At 59.5% G+C, this 11,403-nt stretch carries 12 protein-coding genes and 1 tRNA gene; 8 read left to right on the top strand and 5 right to left on the bottom strand.

Going from position 1 to position 11,403, the window contains the following annotated elements; genetic code table 11:
- Positions 1–314 precede the first annotated feature (314 nt).
- Positions 315–866, bottom strand: a complete 552-nt coding sequence (locus LOC54_RS09250) for an HdeD family acid-resistance protein (protein ID WP_279313528.1) — start codon at positions 864–866, stop codon at positions 315–317.
- A gap of 76 nt (positions 867–942) precedes the next feature.
- Positions 943–2,643 (bottom strand): D-lactate dehydrogenase, encoded by a 1,701-nt coding sequence (gene dld / locus LOC54_RS09255; RefSeq protein ID WP_279313529.1) that lies wholly within the window; start codon positions 2,641–2,643, stop codon positions 943–945.
- Between the two features lie 172 nt (positions 2,644–2,815).
- Between dld and LOC54_RS09260 the strand changes: the two genes are divergently transcribed.
- Entirely contained in the window at positions 2,816–3,010 is a 195-nt protein-coding gene (locus LOC54_RS09260) for a hypothetical protein (protein ID WP_279313530.1), read from the top strand.
- 3 nt (positions 3,011–3,013) lie between these two features.
- Here LOC54_RS09260 and LOC54_RS09265 read toward each other — a convergent pair whose 3' ends face one another.
- Positions 3,014–3,793 carry a YdcF family protein gene (locus LOC54_RS09265; protein WP_279313531.1) on the bottom strand — a complete coding sequence of 260 codons (780 nt, stop codon included), beginning with the start codon at positions 3,791–3,793 and terminating at the stop codon, positions 3,014–3,016.
- A 33-nt stretch (positions 3,794–3,826) separates the two neighbouring features.
- Positions 3,827–4,165, bottom strand: coding sequence for a Rieske (2Fe-2S) protein (locus LOC54_RS09270; RefSeq protein WP_279313532.1), 339 nt, complete (start codon positions 4,163–4,165; stop codon positions 3,827–3,829).
- A 17-nt stretch (positions 4,166–4,182) separates the two neighbouring features.
- Between LOC54_RS09270 and LOC54_RS09275 the strand changes: the two genes are divergently transcribed.
- The 5 genes from LOC54_RS09275 (at position 4,183) to LOC54_RS09295 (ending at position 9,598) form a co-directional block, all read left to right on the top strand.
- Positions 4,183–4,791: an isochorismatase family protein gene (locus LOC54_RS09275; protein ID WP_279313533.1), complete on the top strand. Its 609-nt coding sequence runs from the start codon at positions 4,183–4,185 to the stop codon at positions 4,789–4,791.
- 69 nt (positions 4,792–4,860) lie between these two features.
- Entirely contained in the window at positions 4,861–5,997 is a 1,137-nt protein-coding gene (locus LOC54_RS09280) for a BMP family ABC transporter substrate-binding protein (protein ID WP_279313534.1), read from the top strand.
- Entirely contained in the window at positions 5,990–7,588 is a 1,599-nt protein-coding gene (locus tag LOC54_RS09285; protein WP_279313535.1) for an ABC transporter ATP-binding protein, read from the top strand. The genes LOC54_RS09280 and LOC54_RS09285 overlap by 8 nt, the downstream gene beginning before the upstream one ends.
- 1 nt (position 7,589) lies before the next feature.
- Positions 7,590–8,663, top strand: a complete 1,074-nt coding sequence (locus LOC54_RS09290; RefSeq protein ID WP_279313536.1) for an ABC transporter permease — start codon at positions 7,590–7,592, stop codon at positions 8,661–8,663.
- Positions 8,660–9,598, top strand: coding sequence for an ABC transporter permease (locus LOC54_RS09295; RefSeq protein WP_279313537.1), 939 nt, complete (start codon positions 8,660–8,662; stop codon positions 9,596–9,598). Before LOC54_RS09290 ends, LOC54_RS09295 begins: the two co-directional genes overlap by 4 nt.
- Positions 9,599–9,601: 3 nt before the next feature.
- Here LOC54_RS09295 and LOC54_RS09300 read toward each other — a convergent pair whose 3' ends face one another.
- Entirely contained in the window at positions 9,602–10,660 is a 1,059-nt protein-coding gene (locus LOC54_RS09300) for an ABC transporter substrate-binding protein (RefSeq protein ID WP_279313538.1), read from the bottom strand.
- A 130-nt stretch (positions 10,661–10,790) separates the two neighbouring features.
- On the opposite strand from LOC54_RS09300, the gene LOC54_RS09305 reads away from it, so the two are divergent.
- Positions 10,791–10,866: transfer RNA gene (locus LOC54_RS09305), tRNA-Asn, on the top strand.
- 129 nt (positions 10,867–10,995) lie between these two features.
- Complete coding sequence (locus LOC54_RS09310; RefSeq protein ID WP_279313539.1) at positions 10,996–11,334, top strand: hypothetical protein; 339 nt, start codon at positions 10,996–10,998, stop codon at positions 11,332–11,334.
- Positions 11,335–11,403 lie beyond the last annotated feature (69 nt).

Raw genomic sequence — 11,403 nt, forward strand, 5'->3', positions numbered from 1 at the left:
TCGCCAGAACCCTCAGGCTCTCTTGACTATGTTGTATCGCTCGACGGACTGCCGCTGTCGTCGTGGCGCTTCCGTGGGGAACCTGGCCCATAGCGCATCCTTCCACTCATGTGAAAATAATGCACCATCAAATTCCGGGACCAAACATCTAGAGTGTCGGTGCGCGGATCAGTCAGATCAGAAAAAAAGTCAGCCTGACAAAGCGTCTCAAGGAACTGTCGGACGAGTGGGAGGTCGAGGATGACGGTGAACCCGAACCTGCTCCGCCGGTCGTGGCGGCAGAGCAGGTTCCGGCTGCTGCTGAAACGTAACGCTCAGAAAGGAGAAGACGGAGGAATCTGGCCCCGACGCATGGCAAAACCCGTCTGAATCCAGCTGATACCGGCGATAATCAGCTCGCAGGAGATCATGATACCGATCAGCCACAGGCCGGACCACGGAAGCGTCATATAAAGCGCAATTCCGATAAAAATCGCGGTCAGCCCGGACAGAAGACCGATCCACCACCCCGGCAGGTTATTAAAGCGAAACGCAATAAAGCAGCGGCTCAGACCACCGATGATCAGGCAGAGAGAAATCAGGACGGTGATGATCACGGAACCGGTGACAGGCTCCTTGACGATAAGGACACCACAGAGCGCGTAAAGAATACCGCCGATCAGTGAAAACAGAAAACCACCCCACTGCCGCACGCTGAACGCGTGAACGCACTGCACGACGCCCGCGATAAGCACCACGACACCTATGACGACGGTGCTGGCCAGAGTGACCGAAATGGCGTCGATCCAGGCAATGATGCCAAGAATGACGCTGGTGATTCCAAGGCCGACAAACAGCCCCCATTGTTTTGCGTGACCTGTAAGCATAAGGGCCTTTTCTCCGCTGGTCGTCTGATAACGAGGTGTCCGGTATGGAGTTTCCGGATGTCCGAAGAGGTGTATGTCAGACGGATTCCGCCTGCCAGTTTTTCTTCTTTGTCGCCCTGCCAATTCCCGGATTGAAGCAGTTGCAGGGGTCAAGCGTGCGATAATACGCCTTCACGTCATCAGGCGCATCATAGAGATGCCCGAAATTATGCTCGGCAGGATAACGTGCCCCGCGCTGATCCAGCAGTCTGAGAATACGGTGCTCGATCTCCATGCAGTCGAGCCCTTTGCGGATGACATAATCCTGATGCATGACGTGGCAGAAGAAATGCCCGTAATAGAGCTTTACAATGACATCACGGGAAATCTCTTCCGGAAGATGCTCGAACCAGTCCTCCTCATTCCGGCGTAAAGCCACATCAATCGCCACGATGTCCTCGGCCTCGGCAGAATGTATCGCGCGATAGCGGATCGCCGCACCGGCCGCGGCAAAGCGCAGCAGCATCGCCCGGACACCCTCATCAGGCGTGCACTCGAACCAGTCCCTGTCAGCCCCGGACCGCCATTTCCGGAGATAATCGCGGGTTTCCTCAGTCAGGTCCTCACTGACTTTCAGAATGAGATAGTGCTCAAACCGGTCGCGATAGTCATACATCTTTTTCGGAAGATGTTTCGGAAACAGTGATCCTGCAAACTGCATGATGCGATCTGACATATGCGAGGGCAGAATACTCAGACGGCTGCACAGCAGATCAATACGGGCCTTAAGCGCAAAAAGCTGCGGAAGACGCCTCGTGCCAAGATGGCGAATGGCCAGGAAGGTATCCTTGCCATATTTCTCGGCAATATCGAAAGCATCACGGTGGATATATTCACCGGAAATTGGCAGGGCGGAGAATTCAGAAAGAACGTGGCGTCTCAGCTCTTCAAGAGCATCGGTGCTGTTGGTGCCGATCCAGAAAACAGCAGTATTTTTCTCAACCGGAAAGGTATCGAGACGAACAGCGAAAAGAATGACTTTCCCCGCACAGCCCGCCCCTTCGTGAAGGCGCTTCGGATCAGCGTTGTAACGGGCAGGAGTATCCGCATCGATCTCACGGACATGCGTGATGTAGTCACTGTCATGCCCCTTGCCCGCATCCTGCCTGACGGTTTTTGCAGGGTAGTTGCCAGCCTCGGCCCTCCTGAGAATGTCCTCGGGGTCAGAGCCGAGATCAATCCCGAGGTGATTGACGAGTTTCAGTTCACCGTTCTCATCAACCCGGCCATACAGCGCCATCTCGGTATAGGCGGGACCACGCTGAATAAGAGCCCCGCCGGAATTGTTGGAGACCCCGCCAAAAACGGAGGCCCCGATGCACGAGGAGCCGATAACGGAATGCGGCTCCCGCCCGAGCGGAGCCAGCCTGGTCTCAAGCTGGTCAAGCGTCGCACCCGGAAGACAGACAACCTGCCTGCCATCCTCAATCACATGAATGACCCGCATCCTCAGCGTGCTGATGATCACGATCTCACGGTCATACGTATCGCCATCAGGCGTGGAGCCGCCAGTCAGACCCGTATTGGCAGCCTGCATGATCACGATTTTTCCAGCCTCGACACAGGCCCGGGCCACACGCCACATCTCGACCAGAGAACCGGGAGAGACAACCGCCAGAACATCCCCGAGACCGAAGCGGAATCCCTTGCGGAAGCGGAGGGTCTGACCGGGATCCGTAAGAACATGATGCGCCCCGGTGATGGAGCGGAGGCGGAGTATAAGTTCGGAAGAAGACATGTTCAGGTCCGGTGCTTCGTGTCACGTAGGTTGTTTTATGTGCGCCATGCTGCCCCTGCTCCGCAATATGCGGCGCAGACAGACAGCGTTGCAGACAGCATCACGGATGCGGGAACTCTGCCGCCCGGCAGATGTTCAGACCCTGTTGGCAGTAGAATAACGGGATCAGGAAATGCGTCGTTTTGCGTGTATGGCCGCAGTGCTTCTTGTTGCAGGAGCCGGTCTTTCGGCCTGTAAAAAGGATCACCCGAAAACACTGGGCCAGAAAATTGACAAGGCCGGAGAAGATATCCGCGACACCGTCGATCCGCCGAAAGGCCCGGTCGAGAAGGCAGGCCGGGAAGTCGACAGAACACTCGATAAATAATCCTCAGGGCGCGGGGAACAGACTGTCCGTCCAGCCCCGCAGCCTGTAGGCCACCAGGCCGGTCCATTCATGGGCCGCCTGGTCCAGCCGCTCGAATTTCATACCCGCCGACAGCGGCATACGGCTGATATGCGTCCGGCTGGCATAACCGGCCGGAACCGGGATGATGTCTTTCCATCCGGCCCGGCGGAAAATCCCCACAGATCGCGGCATATGACTGGCCGAGGTCACCAGCAGCCAGGTCTGCCCAGGAAGCGGATGGACCAGAGCGCGTGTCATCACAGCATTGTCGCGCGTCGTGCGGGACCGATCCTCGCAGATGATCCGGCTGTCCGGAATGCCCAGGTCCTCAAATATCCTGCGGGCCCAGAACGCCTCGGATTTTCCGGTCGGTGCTGAAAGACCCGAACCACCCGTAAAGACAAGTTTCGCCTCAGGATACTGACGGGCGAGCAGAACCGCCGTCGTCATGCGGTTCGCCCGGCTGTTCAGAACCGGCAGATTACGATCCGTACTGGTCGTTTCATCAATCGCCCCCCCCAGAACGACAATACCGTCCACACGGTCAGGAAGATGCGTCATCTGCGGAAACCGGTCCTCAAGCGGACGCAGCACCCACTGATCCACAGGCAGGAACAGACAGATCGCCAGCAGAGCAACGCCACAGGCAAGCATCACACGCCCGGGGCGAAACCGGCTCAGACAGAAACCGGCAATAATCAGCAGGGCAATAAACGCTGTAGGTGAGAGCAGGAAAGAGATGAATTTAACGAGGGCGAACATCCGTATCCCGCCTTTACCGAATAACGCGGTGTCCTATCCGACCGCAGGACCCGCGATAGAAATCATGATCTGCCCGTTTTCCTCTCTTGCGGCAAACATCTTCAGACACATTCCCTCAGCCGAAGGATCGGGACTGCCGGTGAAGTTCCCGTCAGGCCCGAATTCCCAGCCATGCGCCGGGCAGGTGAGATTGCCATCCGTCATATATCCGCCGCTCAGACGCACATTCCTGTGCGGGCACAGATCCTCGGCGGCACGCGCCACGCCGTCAGCATCGCGCCACAGGACAAGGCGCAACTCTCCGGCCTGCACGGCGCAGACCATACCGGGAGGAAGATCGTCTGAGGGGAGGGATGTGTTCTGCGTAGGCATGTCCGCAGGACTATGCCATGCTCGGCGGTGCAAAGGACAGACCCGTGATACAGACCGGCCCGGATACAGCTCTTCTCGTCATAGACGTACAGAATGATTTTCTTCCGGGCGGGGCGCTGGCCGTGCCGGAAGGAGACACTATCATCCCGGTCATCAACCATCTGATGACACTCCCGTTCGGCTGCGTGGTCGCCAGCCGCGACTGGCATCCGGCAGATCACATCTCCTTCCGGCCCTCCGGTCCCTGGCCTGCCCACTGCGTGGCGGGCACACACGGAGCAGAGTTTCCCGACGCACTCAGAACGGAATTTTTCACAGGCATCATCAGCAAGGCCACCTCAGCGGATCAGGATAGCTACTCCGCCTTTTCGGAGAAACCCGGATCACCACAGGATGACCTCTGTAGCTTCTTACGCGGACGGGGCATCACGCGCGTCGTTCTCACTGGCCTCGTGCTGGATTACTGCGTGGCCGCAACGGCGGCAGATGCGGTGCGTCTCGGCTTTCACAGCATGATCGTGGCAGAGGCCTGCCGCGCCATCAGCCCCGGAGAGGCACTGATGACGCGCCTGCGCAGCGAAGGCTCCGAAATCGTAACGCAGACGGAACTTGATTCAGGCCCGTGATTCGCGCATCACTGTAAGGGAAGGACCCGGTCCTGACGATAGAACGCACAGGGAGGGCGTCTGTATGGCATGCAGCGCAGGAAGCCGGTGAGTAAGGAAAACGGAATATTTTCCGGCACGGACCTGCGTATCGGCCGCCGCCTCTTCACAGCCGGTGCCGCATCAGGACTGCTCCTCCCCCGCACAGGCCGCGCGGCAGCACGCCTCGCACCCGTGGCAGAGGAAGATGCGCTGATCGCATTCGGTCACACCGGCCCGGTCACGGATGGCGGCTGGACCACCGCACATGACCTGGGCGTGCAGGCCGTCCGCAGAACGTTCCCGAAACTCAGAAGCGTCTATGTCGAAAGCATTCCGTATTCGGCAGACGCCACCCGCATCTTCCGGCAGTTCGTCGCAGAAGGCGCGCAGATGGTGATCTGCACCTCGGGCTACGGAGATTTCATCAAGGACGTGGCGGACCGCGCGCCTGATGTCGCGTTCATGGAATGTAACGGACTTGCCGTCACGGATAATCTCGCCTGGTATTACATCACGCACTGGTATGCGAGCTATGTGATCGGCATGGTCGCCGGACTGATCACAAAGACGAACAGGCTCGGATTTGTCGGCACCTTTCCGATCCCCTCGGTCTATGCCAGCGTAAACGCCACGCTGCTCGGCGCGCAGTCCGTCAACCCCGCCTGCACGATGCAGTCGATTGCCATCAACTCCTGGTTCGATCCCCAGGCCGCAACACAGGCCGCTCTGGCCCTTGCAGACAGCGGCTGCGATTTTCTCTGCGGCATCACGGACGAACCCGCCTATCTGCGTGTCGCGGAACAGCGCGGAATCAAGGCCGCCATGTGGAATCTCAGCATGCGCGCCTTCGGTCCCAAAGCATATGTCAGCGGTGTGGTGCTGGATTTTTCACATTTCTATGTGGAACAGGTCCGGGCACGGCTGGCCGGCACCTGGACCGCCAGGCCGCAGTTTCTCACGCTGGGTCATGGCGTGGATCGCGACCCCTGGGGAGAAACGGTCCCGCGTGAGGCCGCAGCCCGCGCCGATGAGATGCGCGATCGTATCCTGGCAGGATATAATCCGTTCCGCGGCCCGATCTACGATAATTCCGGAAAACTTCGTGTACCATCAGGGCAGGTTATGACAGATTTCGATATCTATCGCTGGGACTGGGGCGTGCGCGGGATGACGGGTCTTGGATAGCGCCCCGCACCAGACCGCCGCCGGAGAGATCCCGGTTCTCAGACTTGCCGGAATATCCAAATATTTTCCCGGCGTGATCGCCAACGAGGCCGTGGATCTCGACGTCCGGCCCGGCGAGATCCTGGCGCTCCTCGGAGAAAACGGCGCCGGAAAATCGACGCTGATGAACGTCGTGACCGGAATCTACAGACCCGATGCGGGCGAGATCATCGTAGACGGATACGGCGTCTCCTTCGCCACACCGCATGATGCAATCCGCTCCGGGATCGGGATGGTCCATCAGCACTTCAAGCTGGTCCCGGCCTTTACGGTTGCGGAAAACATCCACCTCGGCTGGGATGAGACACCGCGCCGCATCACCCGCGACATTCTGGAAACACGCACGAAAGCCCTGTCGGAACAGTTCGGAATCCCGGTCAGACCGTCGGCAACCGTGGCCGATCTTTCCGCAGGAGAACAGCAGAAAGTCGAAATCCTCCGCGTCCTGTCCCGCAAGGCACGCCTGCTCATCCTTGATGAACCGACAGCCGTACTGACACCGGATGAAGCCCGGGATCTGTTCCGCGCCCTGCGCGCCTTCAGGGAAAAAGGCAATGCAGTCATCATCATCAGCCACAAGCTTGATGAGGTGATGGACATCTCCGATCGCGTCTCGGTTCTGCGTGGCGGACGCAACGCCGGCACCTTCGAGACACGGGACTGCTCCCCGCCCATGCTGGCCGCAACGATGGTCGGCCGGGAAATCGTGCGGCGCGACCTGCGGGCACGTCGCCCCGATGCAAAGCCCGTCAGCGAAAACCCGGTGATCAGTCTGGTGAATGCCGGAGTGCGCGACAGCCGCGGCGTCATGTCCCTGCGCGACGTGACACTCGCACTGCATGGCGGGGAAATCCTCGGCGTCGCCGGGGTCGCGGGAAGCGGACAGAAAGAACTGACCGGACTTCTCACCGGACTGTGCACCCCGGCACAGGGAGAGGTCCTGATCGACGGACAGAAAGCTCCGGCCGGAGCCGCCGCCTTTGCAGAAGCCGGAATAGGACATATCCCCCAGGATCGCCTGCACAGCGCTCTGGCTCCCTCTCTCGGCATTGCAGACAATATGGCCCTGCGCGAATACCGCCAGGCTCCCGTCGGCGGAGACGGAATGTACCGCAGTGACGAGGCCGCAGATCTGGCAAAAGAGATCGTGGAAGTCGCGGATGTGAAAATCCCGGATCTGGCAACGCCGATCCGCAATCTTTCCGGCGGAAACCAGCAACGCCTCGTCGCCCGGCGCGAGATCAGAATTGCACAAAAGGCGCTGGTTGCAGCCTATCCGGGTCGCGGCCTCGATATCGGCGCGGTGGCAACCATGCACCGCTATTTCTCAGAGCTGCGGGATGCCGGGGCAGGGGTTGTCGTCATCTCCGAGGATCTTGAGGAACTGCTCAATCTTTCGGACAGGATCGCCGTGCTCTGTGCAGGCAGGCTGATGGCGGTCCTGCCCGCACAGAGTGCCGATATCGACACGATCGGAATGCTGATGGGCGGAAGAACGGCACCGGACGACGCCACGGATCACGCTGCGGATCATCAGGCCGGGGAGGGATAAGATGGCACACTGGCAGAGATTTCCCACCGCGCCCGCCCATCTGGTGTTTCTGTGGCGCATGGCCGCCGTCCTCACCACAGCCGTCATCACAGCCATCGCGCTGGCAATCTCCGGACGAAACCCGTTCGAACTGGCCGAACTGGTCGGCCGCTCCGCCATCGGATCCCGCTTCGGTCTGGAAGACCTCGCGCTGTTCATGACGCCTCTGATCCTGACAGGTTCAGCCGTGACCATCACACGGCGGATCGGACTGTGGAATATCGGGGCGGAAGGACAGTTCTATCTCGGCGCAGCCGGTGCCGCAGCCGTGGGGCTGTATGTGCCCGGACCATCATTGCTGGTCGTGCCGCTGATGGCCATTGCCGCAATGCTGTGCGGAATGGCCTGGATTCTGATCCCGACACTCGCCCGCGCCTATGCCGCCGTCAGCGAGATCATCACCACACTGCTCCTCAACTTTGTCGCAGCCCTGCTGGTATACTGGCTGGTGACAGGCCCCTGGAGAGACCGCGTGACCGGCGCCCTGGTCTCGACACAGCATATTCATGCAGCCATCCCCGAAATGTGGGGTGTCGTACATTACGGATTTCCGGCCGCCCTGCTCGTGGCCTGCGGAGTGTCCGTGCTGCTGGGCCGCACATCCTGGGGATATGAGGTCCGCATAAGCGGAGCCAACCCGGGAGCTGCGGAATATGCCGGCATGCCGATGCGGCGACGGATCATCTCCGTCATGCTGCTGTCCGGCGCGCTGGCGGCTCTTGCCGGAATGTTCGAGGTCGCGGGAACCGTGCACAGACTGCAGGGCGGAATGGCCAATAATTTCGGATATCTCGGAATTGTCGTCGCCGTCCTGGCGCGCGGCTCCTGCCTCGCCGTCATCCCGGCAGCCCTGCTGATGGCTTTCATCCTGGATGCAGGCATCGTCATGCAGACACAGCAGCTCGCCGCCACCACGGTGCTGGCAATTACGGGCCTGGTGCTGATGCTGATCGCCGCAGGTGACGAACTCGCACATTACCGCCCGGTCCGGACCACCCCGCCCGCAGGAACCATCGAAAGGAATGTCTCCGCATGATCGCACTCCTGACAGGTCTCCTGAGCACGGCCGTTCTGGCAGGAAGCGTGCTGGCTCTCGCGGCTCAGGGAGAGGTCATGGCAGAGCGGACAGGCGTGACCAGCCTCGGCACGGAAGGGATCATGTCGATCGGTGCCGTCGTGGCGGTCCTGACCGTCATGGAATATCCGGACCCGTGGCTCGGCTTTGTCGCGGCCATGATCGCAGGCGGACTGGCCGGTGCGATATTTGCCTTTGCCGTCGTGATCCTGCGGGCAAACCAGGTTCTCTGCGGACTGGCCACGACATTCCTCGGAATAGGCCTCTCCGCCGCAATGGGCCACTCCGTCGCAGGACTTCCGGTGCCCGTAACATTCACCCCGGTACATATCCCGCTGCTTTCGGCAATCCCGCTGATAGGACCTGCATTTTTCTCACAGAACATACTCGTGTGCCTGATCTGCTTCGTGCTGCCCGCAGGACTGCACCACCTCCTGTTCCGGACACGGCACGGGCTGAACCTGCGCGCCGTGGGAGAAAACCCCGCAGCCGCAGATGCCGCCGGTATCTCCGTCGCCGGATTCCGCTTCTGGTACACAGTCCTCGGCACGTCTCTGGCGGGCGGGGCAGGGGCCTGTCTCAGCCTCGCGGTCATCCCCGGCTGGACCGAAGGCATGGTCTCAGGCCGCGGATGGATCGCCGTCGCTCTGGTGATCTTCGCCGGATTCCGGCCGGTCAATGCCGTTCTCGCCGGCCTGGTCTTCGGTCTGATCTCAGCACTCGGATTCCTGGGCCAGGCCGAAAGCTGGCCCGTCGCCGCGCCGGTGCTGAACATGTTCCCCTATCTCGGCACACTGGGCTTCATCATCCTGCCGGTCGTGCTCTGGCCGGGAATACGCCGAATTTTCGCAGCTCCCGCAGCACTGGGAGAGCCGTACTACAGAGAAGTGCGATAAATCTCAGTTACGAAAGACGTTCTGGCAGAACCTGCTCGCGATTTCTCCGGAGTGCATTTCCTCCGGAAGAACACCGATCAGCTTCAGTTCGTCCGCATACTGAGCAACCTGATCACGAAAGCTGTTTCCGAAAGAATGATGCGGCAGAGCCTGATGCCGGATCATCTCCTCCAGAATCTGATCGTCAGTATCAGGCAGGGACTGGCTGAGCAGGGCAGGGATCTGATCCGTATTTTTCTCGATCCAGACACAGCTGTCGCGAAGGGCAAGAACAAGAGCCAGCGCCCCGTCCGGGTCATTGCGCAGAAATCCGGCCTTCAGACCAAGCGCATGATTGATCCGGCTTGAATAATTGCCGGTATCCGAACCGGTCAGTTCAGTCATCTCCGACCGGTGCGCCGCAAGCACCGTCCAGGCAAACGGATCATGCGCCACCAGAGCATCCGCCTGGCCAGCCAGAAGCGCATCCGGCGCCTGATCGGGAGGCAGATAAACCCACTGCACCCCGCCGTCCGGATTGATCCCCTTACGCCGCAAAAGCACCGACAGAAACCGCCTGTCCGCGGATTCCTCGCTGATCACGGCAATCTTCCTGCCGGGAATATCCTCAATCCGCGTTATATGCGCACTGTTGCGGGCAAGCAGACGATAGGTGCCGCTGCTCAGCCCGCCCGTCAGACGCGCATCCACAGGACCGCCATACAGACTGGGAAGCCATGTCAGAACCGGCGCCACAGCCCCGAGACAGTCAGCAGAAGCATTCATCGCACTGATGGCCGCAGCCCCGTTGCCAGTTCCGGGCAGAAGCGTCACCTCCAGGCTGTAACGCGCATAAAATCCCTTGGCACGGGCCACAAGAGCCACCGGATCACTGGCAGGATCAGGCCAGGCCAGTGTGATCCTGCGAAAACGCCCGTCAGGTTCACGACCGGTGTGATGATGATGGCCGGAACGCAGATAAAGCAGCCCCCCGGCCGCGGACACGGCAGCCCCCGCCGCTCCGGCAATAAGTATGCGCCTGCGCCGGTAGTCATGACCCTGCGGCTTATCAGAATCTGTCATCTTCTCCGGAATTCCGTCCCGTCCGTCCGTGCAGAAGTGCCCCCGAAAGAAGGCTCTGTCAAAGACGGGAAAAAATTTCAGCAAGGGGCTTTACGGAGGCAGGGAAGTCTGAGTATAAGGCCCTCGCTGGTCCCGAATAGCTCAGTTGGTAGAGCAAGCGACTGTTAATCGCTCGGTCGTAGGTTCGAGTCCTACTTCGGGAGCCAGCCTTTCCATTAAAATCAAGCACTTAGCAGAACGATTGCTCTGCGCGCTCTCTGAAAACACGTTAGCAAACCCCTAGCAAAGCACTTTTTAACGCTTTGAGGGCTAAGTGTTTTCAAGGGGTTAGCAACATGACCAGCAAAGTAGCAGCACACCGAAGCCAGCAAGCAACACGTTTACAGGGCAACATCGCGCAGCAGTTCCAGCTTTTCAAACCAAGCAACTCAAACAAGTTCCATGTCCGGTTCTCGGCTGGCGGTAGACAGATTCGTAAAGCTTTGGGAACATATGATGAACAAGAAGCCAAACGCATAGCGGAACGGGTCTACTACGAATCCCTGATCCTCGCAGAGCAAGGCGTTGATGCCCGAGGGCTCACGATAAAAAGCGCAAGTGAGGAATGGCTCAAGACCTCAACACTGACACAACCCGAGAGGTCAGCGTTCGAGAGATATATCTTATGTGTTTAGTCCCGGGGTTTGATGGTGTAATATTTTCACGCGAGTGGAAGGAAGCATTATGGGACAGATACGTCATGG

Source organism: Acetobacter sp. AN02, from assembly GCF_029759835.1.
In the GTDB taxonomy this organism is placed as follows: Bacteria; Pseudomonadota; Alphaproteobacteria; order Acetobacterales; family Acetobacteraceae; genus Acetobacter.

Bases quoted from the DNA above. Each gene is read 5' to 3' on its own strand.
- LOC54_RS09275 (WP_279313533.1), top strand. From the start codon at position 4,183: ATGCTCGGCGGTGCAAAGGACAGACCCGTGATACAGACCGGCCCGGAT.
- LOC54_RS09310 (WP_279313539.1), top strand. From the start codon at position 10,996: ATGACCAGCAAAGTAGCAGCACACCGAAGCCAGCAAGCAACACGTTTA.
- dld (WP_279313529.1), bottom strand. From the start codon at position 2,643: ATGTCTTCTTCCGAACTTATACTCCGCCTCCGCTCCATCACCGGGGCG.
- LOC54_RS09295 (WP_279313537.1), top strand. From the start codon at position 8,660: ATGATCGCACTCCTGACAGGTCTCCTGAGCACGGCCGTTCTGGCAGGA.
- LOC54_RS09265 (WP_279313531.1), bottom strand. From the start codon at position 3,793: ATGTTCGCCCTCGTTAAATTCATCTCTTTCCTGCTCTCACCTACAGCG.
- LOC54_RS09270 (WP_279313532.1), bottom strand. From the start codon at position 4,165: ATGCCTACGCAGAACACATCCCTCCCCTCAGACGATCTTCCTCCCGGT.
- LOC54_RS09260 (WP_279313530.1), top strand. From the start codon at position 2,816: ATGCGTCGTTTTGCGTGTATGGCCGCAGTGCTTCTTGTTGCAGGAGCC.
- LOC54_RS09290 (WP_279313536.1), top strand. From the start codon at position 7,590: ATGGCACACTGGCAGAGATTTCCCACCGCGCCCGCCCATCTGGTGTTT.
- LOC54_RS09280 (WP_279313534.1), top strand. From the start codon at position 4,861: ATGCAGCGCAGGAAGCCGGTGAGTAAGGAAAACGGAATATTTTCCGGC.
- LOC54_RS09250 (WP_279313528.1), bottom strand. From the start codon at position 866: ATGCTTACAGGTCACGCAAAACAATGGGGGCTGTTTGTCGGCCTTGGA.
- LOC54_RS09300 (WP_279313538.1), bottom strand. From the start codon at position 10,660: ATGACAGATTCTGATAAGCCGCAGGGTCATGACTACCGGCGCAGGCGC.